The 15251-nt window shown below is 69.3% G+C and carries 18 protein-coding genes; 10 read left to right on the top strand and 8 right to left on the bottom strand.

The features are described from left to right. The first annotated feature begins 14 nt into the window (after nt 1-14). Both ACWGE0_RS20780 and ACWGE0_RS20775 read left to right on the top strand, forming a co-directional pair. Nucleotides 15-380, top strand: a complete 366-nt coding sequence (locus tag ACWGE0_RS20780) for an Rv2175c family DNA-binding protein (RefSeq protein WP_452262531.1) — start codon at nt 15-17, stop codon at nt 378-380. A gap of 69 nt (nt 381-449) precedes the next feature. Next, on the top strand, nt 450-863 hold the full coding sequence (locus ACWGE0_RS20775) for a hypothetical protein (protein ID WP_452262530.1): 414 nt from the start codon (nt 450-452) through the stop codon (nt 861-863). 8 nt (nt 864-871) lie between these two features. Here ACWGE0_RS20775 and ACWGE0_RS20770 read toward each other — a convergent pair whose 3' ends face one another. The 3 genes from ACWGE0_RS20770 to ACWGE0_RS20760 form a co-directional block, all read right to left on the bottom strand. Continuing rightward, nucleotides 872-1807, bottom strand: a complete 936-nt coding sequence (locus ACWGE0_RS20770; protein ID WP_452262529.1) for a phytoene/squalene synthase family protein — start codon at nt 1805-1807, stop codon at nt 872-874. Further along, nucleotides 1804-3252: a polyprenol phosphomannose-dependent alpha 1,6 mannosyltransferase MptB gene (gene mptB / locus ACWGE0_RS20765; protein ID WP_452262528.1), complete on the bottom strand. Its 1449-nt coding sequence runs from the start codon at nt 3250-3252 to the stop codon at nt 1804-1806. The genes ACWGE0_RS20770 and mptB overlap by 4 nt, the downstream gene beginning before the upstream one ends. A gap of 167 nt (nt 3253-3419) precedes the next feature. After that, complete coding sequence (locus tag ACWGE0_RS20760) at nt 3420-4523, bottom strand: polyprenyl synthetase family protein (RefSeq protein WP_452262627.1); 1104 nt, start codon at nt 4521-4523, stop codon at nt 3420-3422. Between the two features lie 68 nt (nt 4524-4591). Between ACWGE0_RS20760 and metF the strand changes: the two genes are divergently transcribed. Further along, nucleotides 4592-5473, top strand: coding sequence for a methylenetetrahydrofolate reductase [NAD(P)H] (gene metF / locus ACWGE0_RS20755; RefSeq protein WP_452262527.1), 882 nt, complete (start codon nt 4592-4594; stop codon nt 5471-5473). Here metF and ACWGE0_RS20750 read toward each other — a convergent pair. After that, nucleotides 5470-6132: a DUF3153 domain-containing protein gene (locus ACWGE0_RS20750; protein ID WP_452262526.1), complete on the bottom strand. Its 663-nt coding sequence runs from the start codon at nt 6130-6132 to the stop codon at nt 5470-5472. The two genes, metF and ACWGE0_RS20750, sit on opposite strands and share 4 nt — an antisense overlap. A 97-nt stretch (nt 6133-6229) precedes the next feature. Here ACWGE0_RS20750 and ACWGE0_RS20745 point away from each other — a divergent pair, with 97 nt between their 5' ends. Beyond that, on the top strand, nt 6230-7882 hold the full coding sequence (locus ACWGE0_RS20745) for a DUF885 domain-containing protein (protein WP_452262525.1): 1653 nt from the start codon (nt 6230-6232) through the stop codon (nt 7880-7882). Between the two features lie 100 nt (nt 7883-7982). Here ACWGE0_RS20745 and ACWGE0_RS20740 read toward each other — a convergent pair whose 3' ends face one another. Next, the gene (locus tag ACWGE0_RS20740; RefSeq protein WP_452262524.1) at nt 7983-8387 is read right to left on the bottom strand and encodes a hypothetical protein; all 405 of its coding nucleotides are present in this window, start codon (nt 8385-8387) and stop codon (nt 7983-7985) included. 62 nt (nt 8388-8449) lie between these two features. Further along, nucleotides 8450-8947 carry a VOC family protein gene (locus ACWGE0_RS20735; RefSeq protein ID WP_452262523.1) on the bottom strand — a complete coding sequence of 166 codons (498 nt, stop codon included), beginning with the start codon at nt 8945-8947 and terminating at the stop codon, nt 8450-8452. 24 nt (nt 8948-8971) lie between these two features. Between ACWGE0_RS20735 and ACWGE0_RS20730 the strand changes: the two genes are divergently transcribed. Further along, nucleotides 8972-10561 carry an alkaline phosphatase D family protein gene (locus tag ACWGE0_RS20730; RefSeq protein ID WP_452262522.1) on the top strand — a complete coding sequence of 530 codons (1590 nt, stop codon included), beginning with the start codon at nt 8972-8974 and terminating at the stop codon, nt 10559-10561. Here the strand turns inward: ACWGE0_RS20730 and ACWGE0_RS20725 are convergent. Together ACWGE0_RS20725 and ACWGE0_RS20720 are read right to left on the bottom strand one after the other, a co-directional pair. Continuing rightward, entirely contained in the window at nt 10538-11284 is a 747-nt protein-coding gene (locus ACWGE0_RS20725) for a maleylpyruvate isomerase N-terminal domain-containing protein (RefSeq protein ID WP_452262521.1), read from the bottom strand. The genes ACWGE0_RS20730 and ACWGE0_RS20725 overlap by 24 nt on opposite strands. Continuing rightward, a complete protein-coding gene (locus tag ACWGE0_RS20720) occupies nt 11281-11700 on the bottom strand; it encodes an SAV_6107 family HEPN domain-containing protein (RefSeq protein ID WP_452262520.1) in 420 nt (139 codons plus the stop codon). Before ACWGE0_RS20720 ends, ACWGE0_RS20725 begins: the two co-directional genes overlap by 4 nt. A 203-nt stretch (nt 11701-11903) precedes the next feature. Between ACWGE0_RS20720 and ACWGE0_RS20715 the strand changes: the two genes are divergently transcribed. From ACWGE0_RS20715 to ACWGE0_RS20695, 5 genes are all read left to right on the top strand, one after another. Further along, nucleotides 11904-12392, top strand: coding sequence for a YbaK/EbsC family protein (locus tag ACWGE0_RS20715; RefSeq protein WP_452262519.1), 489 nt, complete (start codon nt 11904-11906; stop codon nt 12390-12392). Beyond that, nucleotides 12389-12952, top strand: a complete 564-nt coding sequence (locus ACWGE0_RS20710) for a GNAT family N-acetyltransferase (RefSeq protein ID WP_452262518.1) — start codon at nt 12389-12391, stop codon at nt 12950-12952. The genes ACWGE0_RS20715 and ACWGE0_RS20710 overlap by 4 nt, the downstream gene beginning before the upstream one ends. A gap of 113 nt (nt 12953-13065) precedes the next feature. Next, complete coding sequence (locus tag ACWGE0_RS20705) at nt 13066-13701, top strand: GntR family transcriptional regulator (RefSeq protein WP_452262517.1); 636 nt, start codon at nt 13066-13068, stop codon at nt 13699-13701. After that, the gene (locus ACWGE0_RS20700) at nt 13698-14681 is read left to right on the top strand and encodes a 1-aminocyclopropane-1-carboxylate deaminase (RefSeq protein ID WP_452262516.1); all 984 of its coding nucleotides are present in this window, start codon (nt 13698-13700) and stop codon (nt 14679-14681) included. Before ACWGE0_RS20705 ends, ACWGE0_RS20700 begins: the two co-directional genes overlap by 4 nt. A gap of 186 nt (nt 14682-14867) precedes the next feature. Beyond that, on the top strand, nt 14868-15053 hold the full coding sequence (locus tag ACWGE0_RS20695) for a hypothetical protein (RefSeq protein ID WP_452262515.1): 186 nt from the start codon (nt 14868-14870) through the stop codon (nt 15051-15053). The last annotated feature ends 198 nt before the right edge of the window (nt 15054-15251 follow it).

Below are 15251 nucleotides of genomic sequence, written 5' to 3'. Positions count from 1 at the left end.
GCATCGTGACCCCCGTGAGTGCGATTCCTGCCGCTGCGGATGTATTGGCTGCCGACCTGGAGGTTCTTCCTCTCCCCGAGGTGGCCGACCGAATGGGACTTCCGGTCACCCGGGTCCACCAACTGCTGCGCGACGGGCAACTGCTCGCCGTGCGGCGGGACGGCGTCCTCGTCGTTCCCGAAGCATTCCTCGCCGCCGCATCCGTGGTGAAGGGTCTGCCCGGCACCATCACGGTGCTGCGCGACCAGAACTTCTCCACGGACGAGATTCTGCGCTGGCTCTTCACGGAGGACGAAAGCCTCCCTGGCACTCCGATCGAAGCATTGCGCGGTGACCGTGGGCGTGAGGTAAAGCGACGCGCCCAAGCCATGGGCTTCTAGTTCACCCGAAGCAGCGGTTCCAGGCGTCTCGGCATGCGAGAGACGCCTGGAACCTCTGAACTGGTGCACATGATCACCAAGACTCTGCTTGCCTGTCTCACCTCGGTCGGACTGTTGCTGGCGCCTGGAATCTCCAGCGCGGCCCCGGCCGTGCACGCCAAGCCGACCACGCTGGAACTCGACGCGGGCGGCGCCCAGGTCAAGCTGAAGAAGGGCAACCAGCTCCAGATCAAGGGCAAGCTCGGCGCCCAGGGCGGTGCCCGGAGCAGTGACCGTCAGCTGACGCTCGGACTCGACGTGTTCGCCCAGGTCAGGGTCGGTGCCTCTGCCTGGAGCAGCATCTACACCAAGAACTGCCAGCCGAACGCGACGTTCACCGCGAAGCTCACCATCGACGCGTCCGCTGATCTGCGCCTCTACTTCCCCGGCACGAGCGTTTACGCCTCCGCGACGTCCAACATCGTCGGAGTGGTCCTGATCTAAAGCGGGGCTCATCTCGTCATCGCACGCGCTAGCAGTGCCCGGCCGGCTCCGGGCACTGCCACCGCGAGCCTCCTGGTGTTCGGCACGGCCACCCGCTGCCACAGCACCTCGCAGCCGATGAGCGCGAGAATGTCGCGATACAGCATGTATGCAGTCTGCATGCACGGCCGCGACGACGGCGACAGCATCGCGATCCCCGGCTCGGCCGACTGATATATCGCATATGAGTGGGCGACGAGGTCGTCGAGGGCCCGTTGCACCCGGTCGTTTGCGCGCCGATGACGACGACACCATTGCAATAGGTCGCGGTCGACGCCGTGCGCGCCGAGGACGTCCTGCGGCAGGTAGACCCGGCCGCGGTCGAGGTCCTCGCCGACGTCGCGCAGGAAGTTCGTCAGCTGGAACGCCACCCCGAGCCGCGCCGCGTACGGTTCGGCGTCCTCGCGGGGCACGACGGTGCCGAGCACCGGCAGCATCTGCAGCCCGATGACCTCGGCCGAGCCGTGCATGTAGACGCCGAGCGCGTCGAGATCCGCGTACTCGGTGACGTCGAGGTCCATCCGCATCGACGCCAGGAAGTCCGTGAACAGCGACCGGTCGATGTCGTAGCGGCGCGTCGTGTCCGCCAGCGCGTGCAGGACCGGGTTCGAAGGGGCCCTGCTCGTGATGTGCCTGCTCGTGATGTGCCTGCTTGTGATGTGCCTGCTTGTGATGTGACCGTCGAGGAGTCGTTCCAGGCGGTCCAGCTCGCCTTGGCGGTCGTCGACCCCGGCGGCGTCGACGATTTCGTCGGCCCACCGCGCGAACGCGTACAGCGCGTGCACCGCGGGCCGCTGTTCGGGTCGCAGCAGGGTCGTGGCCAGGAAGAACGTCTTGCCGTACCGCGCGTTCACCCGGCGGCAGGCGGCGTAGGCGGAGGCCAGGCTGGCTGTGCCGGCGCTCATTCGTAACGGGTGGACAGGCCGAACGGGTCCGGCTTCACCAAGGAGCGCGCCGCCAGCACCGACACCAGCAGCGCGAAGAACAGGTAGCCCCACGAGTACAGGGCCGTGTCGCCGTTCGGGAACGTCACCAGCAACAGGAACACCGACGCGATCGTCATCGTCACCAGCGCGCCCGTGCTCCACGCGAACCCGGCGGCGAGCGCCAGCGGCCAGCTGAAGTACCACGGCAGCGTCGCGGGGGAGAGCAGCGCCACGGCCAGCATCGTCAGCGTGCCGCGCCGGATGCCGTCGCGGACGTCGCCGTCGCGCGCCGCCCACCACTGGGTGTACGCGATCCAGATCAGCACCACCGAGCCGAGCGCCCGCGCGACGCCGATGAAGATGCCGCCGTCGACGTAGACGAACCAGTTCACGATCATGCGCACGAAGTCGCCGACCGCGCTCGGGATCGACAGCCAGTTGATGATCATCGACGAGCTGCGCAGCGCCGGGATCCAGCCGAGGCTCACCCCGGCGGCCAGCGTGCACACGGCGAACGTGCCGAGGAACGCCACCAGGCCGGGCAGCAGCGCCTTGCGGAACTGGGCGCGCTTGTCGCCCTCGAGCCGCGCCGCCCAGATCCAGACGAGGAACGGCACGATCACGATCGCCGTCGCCTTCACCGAGAACGCGAGCGCGAGCAGCACGAAACCGAGCACGTGCCTGCGGTCGAGCACCAGCAGCACGCCCGCGGCCATCAGCCCGATCATCAGCAGGTCGTTGTGCGCGCCGCCGACCAGGTGGATCAGCAGCAACGGGTTCGCGGCCACCAGCCACAGCGCGACCGCCGACTTGCCGCCGAGGTGCCGGCTCAGGCCCGGCAGTGCCCAGCACAGCAGCACGAGGCCGCCCGCGAGCGCGAGCCGCATCGCGACGACACCGAGGATCACGCTCGCGTTCGTCGCCCACACGATCGCCTTCGCGACCAGGATGAACAGCGGCCCGTACGGCGCCGGCGTGTGCTGCCACACCCAGCTGACGTTCTCGCTGAGCGTGCTCTGCAGCACCGCCGGGCCGACCGTGTACGGGTCGTAGCCGGTCAGCGCGAGCTGGCCCTGTGCGAGGTAGCTGTAGATGTCCTTGCTGAACAGCGGCGGCGCGAAGAGCAGCGGCAACGTCCAGACCGTCACCGCGACCAGCACCGCGAAGTCGCCGATCTCACCCCACCGGACGAGCCTGCCGAGCCGGACCCACGCCCAGACGACGAGGCCCAGCCCCAGGTACAGCACCATGCTGGCGAGGTCGTGACCGTGGCCGTAGCGCAGCCAGCTCAGCCCGACCTGGGCGAGCAGCGGATCACGTTCGAGGATCGCGCCCGCACCCATGCCGCCCAGCGCGATCAGCGCCACGCCCAGCAGGCCGAGCATGGTGGTGCGGATGGGGATGGCGTAGGTGTTCGTGCGCACGACAGGTGAAAGCTCCTGTGGAGATGCCTCGGAGCTCGTGCGGGGTAGGGACGGAGTTGCTGCCATCGCCCGAACATCGTTGCACAAGGCGCGAAGGCGTCAGCAAGCAACGGGCCACACTGGTCACGAGGACTTAATCAACCCTGTAGTTCCGAAAGCCCGGTGCTTCAGAAAGCCCGCTTCGTGGAACTGATCGCGAGATCGGCGAGCTTGGTCGCCGCGGGCTCGGCCACCTCGGCCGCGTCGAGAGCGGCCAGCGCGCTCTTGGTCAGCTCCTCGATGCGCTCCTCGACGGCGTCGACGGCGCCGACCTTCACGAGCGCGCGCCGGACCTCTTCGACGGTGTCGAGGTCGAGGTCGGGCTTGCCCAGTGCGATGTCCAGCACATCGGCGCCGAACTGCATGCCCAGCGCCACGAGCAACGTGCGCTTGCCCTCTGCGAGGTCGTCGCCGGCGGGCTTGCCGGTGACCTCGGGGTCGCCGAACACGCCGAGCAGGTCGTCGCGCAGCTGGAACGCGACGCCGATGTCGGCACCGAACGCCCGCAGCCCGTCGATCAGCTCCGGTGAGCCACCCGCCATCGCCGCGCCCATGTGCAACGGCCGTTCGACGGTGTACGCGGCCGTCTTGAGCCGGTCGATCCGCAGCGCCGCGTCCGGGGACGAGTCACCCCGCGCCTGCGTCAGCACGTCCAGGTACTGGCCCGCGAGCATCTCGGTGCGCATGTCCCGCCACGGCTCGCTCATCCGGCGCAGCACCTCCGCCGGCAACCCGGCGGCGAACAGCATGTCGTCCGCCCACGCCAGCGCGATGTCGCCGATCAGGACCGCCGCCGACATGCCGAACCGCTCCGACGAGCCGAGCCAGCCCTGCTCGCGGTGCCGCGCGCCGAACGCGATGTGCACGGTCGGCTTGCCCCGGCGCACGTGGGAGGCGTCCATCAGGTCGTCGTGGATCAGCGCGCACGCCTGGATCAGCTCCAGCGAACTGACGGCCGTGAGCACCTCGTCGGCGAGCTCGCCGTCCGGGTCGCCGCCCGCCGCGCGCCAGCCCCACCACGCGTAGGTCGGGCGGATGCGCTTGCCACCGCCCAGTACGAAATCGGAGAGCGCGTCCACCGCACTCGCGAAGCTCGGGTCCATCGCCTCGCCGGACGCGCGCCGGGAGGCCAGGTACGTGGTCAGCGCTTCGTCGACGTGCTGGGGAAGGGCGACGTCGATTGGGTGGTGGGACACGTCTCCATGGTCCGCTGTGTCCGGGGCCACCCGCATGCCGGGGGCCGCGTACCACATCGTGAGCTGATATCTCACCTAGCGGAAATGCCACTAGGCTTGGTCGTATGACGTCGGTGGTGGAGCGGCTGCAAGGGCAGTCCCCCAAGTTCTCGGTCGAGTTCCTGCCGCCGCGGGACGCCGAGGACGAGAAGATCCTCTGGAAGGCCGTCCGCGAGCTGGAAGGCCTCGACCCGGCGTTCGTGTCGATCACCTACGGCGCCGGCGGGTCGCGCCGGGACCGCACGATCCGCGCCACCGGCCGCATCGCCCAGGAGACGACGCTGCTGCCGGTCGCCCACCTGACCGCCGTCGACCACTCGGTGGCCGAGCTGCGCAACGTGATCGGCTGGTACGCGGCGATCGGCGTGCGCAACGTTCTCGCACTGCGCGGCGACCCTCCCGGCGACCCGATGGGCGAGTGGGTGGCGCACCCGAAGGGCCTCAACTACGCCGACGAACTGGTGCGGCTGGTCCGCGAGCTCGGCGACTTCTGCGTGGGCGTGGCGGCGTTCCCTTATGGGCACCCGCGCTCCGGCGACCTCGACACCGACCTGAAGTACCTGCTGCGCAAGCTCAACGCGGGCGCGGACTACGCGGTGGCGCAGCTGTTCCACGCGCCGGAGCCGTTCCTGAGGATGCGTGACCGCGTGGCCGACGCCGGCTGCCCGGCCGCGATCCTGCCGGGGATCATGCCGATGCTGTCGCCGCGCGGACTGTCCAAGATCGTGGAGCTGTCCGGTGCCGACCTGCCGCTCGACGTCGCGCGCAGGCTGGAGCCGTACGCGGACGACGTCGCGGGGTTCCGCGCGACCGGCATCGACATCGCGACCGAGATGTGCCAGCGGTTGCTCGACGAAGGTGTTCCGGCGCTGCACTTCTACACGATGAACCGGTCGAAGGCCACGAAGGAAGTGCTGGGGCGCTTGGGTTTGGTGGCGCGCGCCTAAACCGACACGTTGCGCTTGTGCGCGATGAGGGCGAGCACGACGACGATCAGCGCGGCCCCGCCGGTGAGCCCGGCGACGAGCAGCGCCCAGCCGAAGAACGAGCTGGAGTTCTCACCCGCGTACTGCACGGTCGCCTGGAGCATCGACGCCTGACCGGGTTTCGGAGACCACGCGATCGTGTTGTTCTCCTCCTCGCGGCCGTTGGTGTTCACGATCTTGCCGGGGAAGCTCACCTTGACCTGGATGTCCGCGCGTTCCACCGGCACCTGGGTCAGGTCGACCGACCCCGACAGCGTGACAAGATCACCCGACCGGCGGAAGTTCATGCTGTAGCGGCTGTTCGACGAGCTGGTCGACATGGAGAGCGTGCGCATCTCGTCGAACGACAGGCCGTTGAAGAACAGCTGCGTACCGGCGTAGGACTCCACCCGGTACGGCTTGGTGGTGACCCGGCTGGCGAGCTCCGGCGGCACCTTGAGCTGCGGGCCGGGGTCGTTGTCCTGCGTGGGCGGAGTGGCCGCGACGATCTCCCCGGAGATGCGGTCGTCGTCGGACACGGCCATGGCCGCGTACACGCGAACGCAACCGCTCAGCGAAAACAGGGTGAGCAGCAAGAAGACCGGCAGCAGAACTGCCCGGGAACGACGCACGGCGGACATCCTGCCAGCACGGTCCAAACGACGCAGTCCCCCCATTAGTCGTGAGCTTGACTAACTACCTTTTGGTGTCGAGAGGCGCGAGGTAGCGTCTGGGCGCATGGCATCCGTGCACGACATCAGCAACAAGTTCGTCAGCGACTACGTTGCTCTGGACCCGATCACCGCGACCAACCTGGGCTTCGCGGGGTCCGACGACCAGCTGACGGACCTTTCGCCGGAAGGCCACGCGGCGCGCGACGAACTCGCCGTCCGCGCGCTCGCCGACATCACGGCCGCCCAGCCCGCGGATGCCTCGGAGGAGGCCGCACGAGCCGTCTTCCTGGAACGGACGGGTCTCGAGCACGAGCGTTATGAGGCGGGCGAGGTCGAGTCCGCGCTGAACGTGATCGCGAGCCCGATCCAGTCGGTGCGCGACATCTTCGACCAGATGCCGACCGACACGCCCGATGACTGGGCCACGATCGGACGTCGTCTTTCCGCCGTGCCCGCCTCTCTCGAAGGTCTCCGCGCCTCTCTCTCGCACGCCGCTTCCCGTGGTCACGTTTCCGCGCTGCGCCAGGTGACCAAGGTCGCCGAACAGTGCGACGTCTGGTCTTCGACGTTCTTCACCTCGTTCGCCGCGTCGGCCGACGTCGACGGTGCGGTTCGTTCCTCTTTGGACGCCGGTGCCGCCGCCGCTTCCTCCGCCTACGCCGAGTTCGCTTCCTTCCTGCGCACGACGCTCGCTCCCCAGGCGCCGGCGAAGGACGCCGTCGGCGAGGAGAAGTACCGCCTCGGCTCGCGCTACTTCACCGGCTCGAAGCTCGACCTGGCCGAGGCCTACGAGTGGGGCTGGGAGGAGTTCCTCGGCATCGAGGCCGAGATGAAGAAGGTCGCCGCCCGCCTGAAGCCGGGCGCGACCCTGGCCGAGACCGCCGCGTACCTCGACGAGCACCCGCGCTACCAGGTGCACGGCCAGGACGGGCTGCGGGCGTGGATGCAGGAACTGTCCGACAAGGCCCTGCTCGACCTGCGCGACGTGCACTTCGACCTGCCGGACGCGCTGATGAACCTCGAGTGCAAGATCGCCCCGCCCGGCGGCGGCGTCGGCGCCTACTACACGCCGCCGACCGCCGACTTCTCCCGCCCCGGCCGCATGTGGTGGTCGATCGCCGAGGGCAAGTCGGTGTTCCCGACCTGGCGCGAGACGTCGACGGTCTACCACGAGGGCGTGCCGGGCCATCACCTCCAGTGCGCGACGGCGGTGTACCAGTCGCAGACGCTGAACGACTTCCAGCGCCTCATGTGCTGGGTGTCGGGCCACGGCGAGGGCTGGGCGCTGTACTCGGAACGCCTCATGCGCGAACTCGGCTACCTCGACGACGACGGCGACCTGCTCGGGATGCTGGACGCGCACCTGTTCCGCGCGGCCCGCGTGATCATCGACATCGGCATGCACCTGGAACTCGAGATCCCCGCCGGCACCGGCTTCCACCCCGGCGAGCGCTGGACCCCGGAGCTGGGCCTCGAGTTCCTGCTGACCCGCACGCTGCAGGAGCCCGCGGCGTCCCGCGACGAGATCGACCGCTACCTCGGCTGGCCAGGTCAGGCGCCGGCGTACAAGCTCGGCGAGCGCCTGTGGCTGGCCGCCCGCGACGACGTCAAGGCACGCAAGGGCGCGTCGTTCGACCTCAAGCAGTTCCACAAGGAAGCCCTGGAGATGGGCTCGATGGGCCTCGACACGCTTCGCGAGCGCCTCGCCGCCCTCTAGCCCTTCAGTGCTCTGACCTGCGCTAACCCGCTTTATGCAAAAGACGTTTGCGGACGCCCGCAAACGTCTTTTGCATAACTGATATATCGGATATGGCCGGTCAGTGCTGGTGGGTGTGTCGAAGCCGGAACAGCGAGATGTCAAAACCTGTGCCGGTGAGGCTGCTGTCGAACGGTTCGCCGTTCGATCCCGCGTAGGTCAGCTTGCGAACGTCGTCGTTGGACAGAAAAGCGCCTTCGACGTCGTAGTCGTCGCCGCCGCTCTTGATGCGCTGCGACAGTTGCTGGGCCAGGTAGGACGCGAGGCTGTACCCCTTGCCGGTACCTCCCACCTCGGCCTTGAGCTCCTTGGCGATCTCCGGATGCGCCCGGTCGACCTTGATCGCGAGCTGGTACGCGGTCATGTAGGGACGGCCGAAGTGGTGGCCCGACTCGTTGACGATCGTCACAGATCCGAGCGCTTCGCAGACTTTGTCCTGAACCGACAGCTTCTCCCAGATGCTCACGTGACACGTCCTCCTGCGGCGGCGGTTCGACGGACGGCCTGTCGCGGGATCGACGGCGGTCGTTACGACCTGGGGTCGGCCCACCGCACGCGGACGCGGTTCGTGATCGGCTCCGGGTCGTCGTTCCGCACGAACTCGAGCCACGGGCCGGGCTCCGGCCGCACCGAGGCGAACCCGTCACCGCTGCGCACCACCGGATGCCCGGTCGCCTGAGCCGAAGCCAGCGGATCCGGGGAGTCGACGACCACCGCCGCGATCACCCCTGGGTATTCGGGCCGGGGCTCCAGGACGCAGAACTCGTTGCCCTGCGGATCCCTCAGCACGATCCACGGCACGTCGACCTGGCCGATGTCGGCGTGTTCGGCGCCGAGCTTCAGAGCCCGCGCGACGATGTCCGCCTGGTGTTCGGGTGAGGTGGAGGCCAGGTCCAGGTGGACCCGGTTCTTCTCGATCTTCGGGACGTCGCTCCACACGAACGTCAGCTCGACCTCGTCGCCGGCGAACTCGGACCAGAACGCGGCCAGGGCTGGGGGATCGGCTGCCTCGAACGTGATTTCCACGCGTGCGAGGGTACTGTCTCGCGCGTGGCGAAGCTGGTGCTCGGACCGCTCCTCAGGCATGTCAACGAAACGTCCGCGACCGTGTGGGTCGAGACGGACGAGTCGTGTGACGTCATGATCGCGGGGCACACCGCGCGCACGTTTCAGGCCGGACGCCAGCACTTCGCCCTCGTCAGACTCGAGAACCTGGGCCAGCGCACGGAATACGACGTCCGGCTGGGCGGCGACGGCGCCTGGGAAAAGGTCTGGCCGGAAGCGGACAGCGAGTTCCCCAAGCCGGTCATCCGCACCGGTGAGGTGCGCAGGATCGCTTTCGGGTCCTGCCGCGCCGCACCGAACCAGCCGGTCGGCCCGGACGCCCTCGACGCCTTCGCGCAACGGCTCATGAGCGTGCCGGAGGACGAGTGGCCGCAGGCGATGATCCTGCTGGGAGACCAGGTCTACGCCGACGAACCCACCGAGGCCACCAAGCAGTGGCTGCGTGAGCATCGGGGCGACCGCCGGCGTGACTCGGAGGCGCCCGACGGCGAGGTCGTGGACTTCTCCGAGTACGCCCGCCTCTACCACGAGACCTGGGGCGACCCGGAGATCCGCTGGCTGCTGTCGGTCGTCCCGACGTCGATGATCTTCGACGACCACGACGTGCGCGACGACTGGAACACGTCCGCGGTGTGGCGCGCGGAAATGGCCGGCAAATCGTGGTGGCGCGACAGGATCCGCGGCGGCCTCGCCTCGTACTGGGTGTATCAGCACCTCGGCAACCTCGGCCCGGACGAGCTCGCCAGGGATCCCTTGTACGCCAAGGTGAAGGCCCAGGGCACGGACGTCCTGCCGTTGCTGGAGGAGTTCGCCGAGGAGGCGGACAAGGAGCTCGACGGCCGCAAGTCGACGTGGTGGAGCTTTCGCCGCGACTTCGGCCGTGCCCGGTTGTTGATGGTCGACACGCGTTGCGGACGCATCCTCGCCGACGACAAGCGGCAGATGATCAGCGACGAGGAGTTCGACTGGATCGAACGCAACTCCGAAGGCGATTTCGACCATCTGCTGATCGGCTCGTCGCTGCCGTGGCTGATGCCGCACGCGCTCAGCCACTTCCAGTCCCTCAACGAGATCGGCGCGCGCAAACCGGGCTGGCAGGGCAAAGCCGCCGAGAAGATCCGGCAGGCGGTCGACCTGGAGCACTGGCCGGCGTTCCGCGAGTCGTTCGACCGGCTCTCCCGCATGATCGAGAAGGCCGCGAACAACGGGTCCGCGACGGTGTGCGTGCTGTCCGGCGACGTCCACCACAGCTACGTCGCCGAGGCCGAGTTCCCCAGGCCCACCAAGGCTCTGGTCGCGCAGCTCGTGTGCTCGCCCGTCCACAACGAGGCCCCGAAGGTGTTCCGGCCGGCGTTCCGGCTGTCGTGGTCCCGCGCCGCCTCGTGGGTGTTCCGCCGCCTCGCGACGCTGGCCGGTGTGCCCGAAGACCTGATGCACTGGCGCAAGACCAGCGGCCCGCACTTCGGGAACTCCGTGGCACTGCTGGACTTCGACGGCCGCCGCGCCCGTTACCGGCTGTTGTCGGCAACGGGCGAGGAGACGGCGTCCGTGCTACTTGGTCGCGAGTCGCAGTAGCGCCCACAGCTGTGCGATCGCGTCGTCGTCGCCCTGCACCTGAACCATCCGGTCGGGCAGGCGCCCCCACAACCAGCGGTACATCGTCATCGGGCTCGCCGACACCTGTGCGTCGGCGACGTGGGCGTCCTCCGGGTCGACCACCCGCCACGCCGACGCGCCGTGCGGGCCGCAACGGGTGAGCCACACGTGTTCCCCGACCTCGATGGCCACCAGTCCGTCCCGCGACCCCCGCACCCCGAGCACGTCCAGCTTGTACCCGAGCCACAACGCGAGCACCTCGTCGACACCGTCGAGCGCGACCTCGTCGGTGACCGGGCTGACCTCCACGGCCGCCGCGCCCTGGACGTCCATGCGGTGCAACGTGGTCTCGTGCGCGAGCCGCCGCCGCCAGAACCCGTAGTTCTGCTGATCCGGCCACCACGTCGCGCACGGCTCGTCCTCGTCGTGCGCGCCGAGCACCTCGAGCACGGCCTCCGCGCCCGACCGCATGAACTCCAGCGGGTCTTCCCCCTGCTCGGGATAGTCCTGCCACTCCCCGTCCTGGGGTTCGCGGCCGAGCCTGATCCACTCCAGCGCGCTGCGATAGCCGCTGCCGACATGCCGCACGGTCTCCCCGAGGTTGAGTCCCGGACAGGCGGGCACGCCCTTGTGCGGTGGCTGGCCGAACGCGGACATGGCGAGCAGTTCCGCCTCACGGCGCAAGATGTCGAGCGAGTTCACCTCCTCGCCTCACTCATCACGCGGTCGACGAGCGTCACGAACAGATCGGCCTGGCGCACCATGTCGTCGGCGGTGCGCGCGTTGACGTGCCGGGTGATGCCCGCGAGCACGGCTGCCCTCGTGGACGACCACGACGCGAAGAAACTGGCCCACTCACTCATTTCCGGTGCGAGCGCGGTGAGCAGCACCCACGCGCTGGTCGGCCGCGAACGCCCGCGATGGGGCCTTCCGCGTAACGCGAGCACCGCGGCGGCAGCACGCAACGCGGCGAGGTAGGCGGTCGCGAACCGCTCGGACGGTTCCGGTGTGCGTTCGGACTCGGCGAGCGAGTCACGAGCCTGCTGCAGCAGCGCGAACGCGGACGCGGGTGGCAACGGGACGGGGAAGGCTGCCGGACTCGAAATCTCAGCTGTCATCTCGGCCTCCTCGTGGCGTCGGTGAACGACGTCACCGCCGAGGGGAAGCCGGCGGCTCTCGGAGGTGGGGTGCTTCCCCCACCCCACCTCCGAGGCATGGTTCGACTCGAACACATGTTCGAGTCCCTCCCAGCGTAGCTCCCGGCCGATGGATTCCTCAACCCGGCCCACCACGTGGGCGCGAGTCGTGGTCTGATGGTGATGTGAGTGCCCTCGAACACCCCGGAATCCGCAAGGTCGCGGACGCCCTGCCAGCCGCTACCGCGGGCCGCATCGTCGTCCTGCCGGACGCGGTGAAGACCGCGGCGGCCGCGGCGGAGGCGGTGGGCGTGCAGGTCGGCGCGATCGCGAACAGCCTGCTGTTCGCCGTGGTGCGCGACGGCGTGTCGGCCCCGCTGCTGGTGCTGACCTCGGGCGCGCACCGCGCGGACACGTCGATGATCGCCGAACTGGTGGGTGCGGACTCGGTCAAGCGCGGCAACCCGGAGTTCGTGCGCGAGCACACGGGCCAGGTGATCGGCGGGGTCTCACCCGTCGGGCATCCCGGGCCGATCGAGACCGTGGTGGACCGCGCGTTGTCCGGCTACGAGGAGATCTGGGCGGCCGCGGGACATCCGAACGCCGTCTACCCCACGACCTTCACGGACCTGGTGGCGCTGACGGGCGGCCGCGTGGCGGTGGTGTCGGTATGACGGCGTCGCCGCGCCTGGAGCGCATCGTCGAGATGACCGCTTCCGAGTTGAACGTGCGGCTGGGCGAAGCGCTCGCGCTGTACGTGACCGCGATGAACTACCCGCCCGGCACCGTCGAGCAGCGCGCCCCGATGTGGCTCGCGCACATGATGCGCGAGGACTGGCGTTGTGTCGTCGCGCTGGGGGAGCAGGACGAACTCGTCGGCATCGGCTACGGCTACCGCGGCGCCGCCGGCCAGTGGTGGCACGAGCAGGTGCGGCGCGGGCTGATGGCCGTCTCGCCGCCCGCCGTCGTCGACGACTGGCTCACCGACTACTTCGAGCTGACCGAACTGCACGTGCTGCCGCGCGCACAGGGTCGTGGCCTCGGCGAGGACCTGCTGCGCCGGCTGATGGAGGGCGTGCGGTCCTCCCGCGTGCTGCTGTCGACGCCGGAAGGTCCGAGCAAGGCGTGGAAGCTCTACCGCCGCGTCGGCTTCGTCGACGTGCTGAGGCACTACCAGTTCACCGGCGACCCGCGTCCGTTCGCGGTGCTCGGCCGGGTACTTCCGCTCGCCTGACCGGCACTCATCTGACCAGCACTCATCTGACCAGCCCTCATCTGGCCAGCACCGTCTGAAACCCGACTCCCGAGCTGCTTGCGGCCCGGGAGTTTTGCCGTACGCTCACCAATATGCAATATATTGGATATGGGTCACTGAAGGAGCGAGCGGCGGCCGAGATCCGATCGGCGATCGTGCGCGGCGACCTGGAACCGGGCACGGCCATCAAGGACGTCGAACTGGCGGAGAAGCTCGGCCTCTCCCGCACCCCGGTGCGCGAGGCGCTCGCCACGCTGACCGACGAGGGTCTCGTCGAGACCAAGCCGCACGCGTACACCCGTGTCACCGCACTGGAAGCGGAGCCGGTGCGCGACGCTCTCGTTGTCGTGCAGTCGATGCACGCCCTCGCCATGGCCCTGGTCGTCCATCGGAAGGCGTTGACGGCCGACGACATCGCCGCGATGCGCGCCGCGAACAAGACCTTCAAGAAGGCGCTCGACGCCAACGACGCCGTCGCCGCGCTGGCCGCCGACGACGAGTTCCACGCCGTGGCCGTCCGCTGCTGCGACAACTTCGCGATCGCCGCGACCATCGACCGCTACACGCCGTTGGTCCGCAGGGCAGAGCACAGCCGCTTCTCGTCGCCCAGCGCGCGCCACTCCGTGACCCAGCACCAGCAGATCATCGAGGCCTGCGAACAGGGTGACGCCACGCTGGCCTCCACCCTGGTCGACAAGAACTGGAGCACCCTGCAGGAGGAACTGTGAACAGATACCCGCTCCTCTTCGGCCCCTCCCCGGTCCACCGCCTGGACCGCCTGACGACCCACCTCGGCGGCGCGGCGGTCTGGGCGAAGCGCGAGGACTGCAACTCCGGCCTCGCCTACGGCGGCAACAAGACCCGCAAGCTCGAGTACCTCGTCGCCGACGCGCTCGCCACCGGCTGCGACACGCTCGTGTCGATCGGCGGCATCCAGTCCAACCACACCCGCCAGGTAGCGGCCGCCGCGGCCCGTGCGGGCCTGAAAGCCGTGCTGGTGCAGGAGAGCTGGGTCGACTGGTCCGACGTGGGCAGCGACCGGGTGGGCAACATCCTGCTCAGCCGCATGATGGGAGCCGACGTCCGCCTGGTGGACGCAGAGTTCGGCATCGGCGTCAAACCCGCCTGGGAACAGGCGATCGAGGACGTCCGCGCCTCCGGCGGCAAGCCCTACCCGATCCCGGCCGGCGCCTCCGACCACCCGCTGGGCGGCATGGGCTTCGCGAACTGGGCGGACGAGGTCCGCCAGCAGGAAGCCCAGCTCGGCGTCTTCTTCGACACCGTCATCGTCTGCTCGGTCACCGGCAGCACACAGGCCGGCATGGTCGCCGGTTTCGCGAACGACCCGAACCGCCGCGTGCTGGGCATCGACGCCTCCGCCAAGCCGGCCGAGACCCTCGCCCAGATCACCCGCATCGCACACAACACCGCCAAGCTCCGCGAGGTCGAGGTGTCCGAAAAGGACGTCCTCCTCGACGACCGCTTCCACGCGGGCACCTACGGCATCGCCGACGAGTCCACCGTGGACGCCATGCGCCTGGGCGCGAGCCTCGAAGGCATGATCACCGACCCGGTCTACGAGGGAAAGTCCCTCGCGGGCCTCATCCACCTGGTGTCCTCCTGCGAAATCGACCGCGACTCCACGGTCCTCTACGCCCACCTCGGCGGCCAGCCGGCGCTCAACGCCTACAGCTCGCTCTTCGCCTAGCAGGGCTGGCCCGGCAGGCCTGGGTGCGCCGGCCGGGACGCGACGGGACAGACGCGGCAAGGCAGGCGCGACAGGGCGCGCGGTAGGTCGTGCGGGGTAGGCCGGACGCGACAGGTCTGGTGCGAAAGGACAGGCGCGGTAGGTCGTGTGCAGTGGCCGGCGCGGTAGGCCGCGTGTGGGCTGCGCGTGACAGGACGGACGCGGCAGGCCCGGCGCGGCAGGACGGACGCGGCAGGCCCGGCGCGGCAGGACGGACGCGGCAGGCCCGGCGCGGCAGGACGGACGCGGCAGGCCCGGCGCGGCAGGACGGACACGGCAGGCCCGGCGCGGCAGGACGGACACGGCAGGCCCGGCGCGGCGGACTGGGCGTGATAAGGCTGGCGCGACAGGTCATGCGGGGTAAGCCTGGCGCGGTGGGCCGGACGCGGTGGGCCGGCGCGGTAGGCCCGGCGTGGTGGGCCAGGCGTGATAGGGCTGACGCGACAGGGCATGCGCGGTAGGCCGGGCGCGTCCGGCTGGGCGTGGTCGGGCGCGGCGGGCTGGCGTGACAAGGCATGCGCGGTAGGGCCC

This window comes from Lentzea sp. NPDC054927, from assembly GCF_053610285.1.
Note: the sequence above shows the minus strand (reverse complement) of the source record. Positions and strands in the feature narration are given on the sequence as shown.

What these genes read in the sequence shown, in the direction of transcription:
- ACWGE0_RS20775 (WP_452262530.1), top strand. Translation starts at nt 450, where the DNA reads ATGATCACCAAGACTCTGCTTGCCTGTCTCACCTCGGTCGGACTGTTG.
- ACWGE0_RS20770 (WP_452262529.1), bottom strand. Translation starts at nt 1,807, where the DNA reads ATGAGCGCCGGCACAGCCAGCCTGGCCTCCGCCTACGCCGCCTGCCGC.
- ACWGE0_RS20760 (WP_452262627.1), bottom strand. Translation starts at nt 4,523, where the DNA reads ATGCGGGTGGCCCCGGACACAGCGGACCATGGAGACGTGTCCCACCAC.
- metF (WP_452262527.1), top strand. Translation starts at nt 4,592, where the DNA reads ATGACGTCGGTGGTGGAGCGGCTGCAAGGGCAGTCCCCCAAGTTCTCG.
- ACWGE0_RS20750 (WP_452262526.1), bottom strand. Translation starts at nt 6,132, where the DNA reads ATGTCCGCCGTGCGTCGTTCCCGGGCAGTTCTGCTGCCGGTCTTCTTG.
- ACWGE0_RS20745 (WP_452262525.1), top strand. Translation starts at nt 6,230, where the DNA reads ATGGCATCCGTGCACGACATCAGCAACAAGTTCGTCAGCGACTACGTT.
- ACWGE0_RS20720 (WP_452262520.1), bottom strand. Translation starts at nt 11,700, where the DNA reads ATGACAGCTGAGATTTCGAGTCCGGCAGCCTTCCCCGTCCCGTTGCCA.
- ACWGE0_RS20710 (WP_452262518.1), top strand. Translation starts at nt 12,389, where the DNA reads ATGACGGCGTCGCCGCGCCTGGAGCGCATCGTCGAGATGACCGCTTCC.
- ACWGE0_RS20705 (WP_452262517.1), top strand. Translation starts at nt 13,066, where the DNA reads ATGCAATATATTGGATATGGGTCACTGAAGGAGCGAGCGGCGGCCGAG.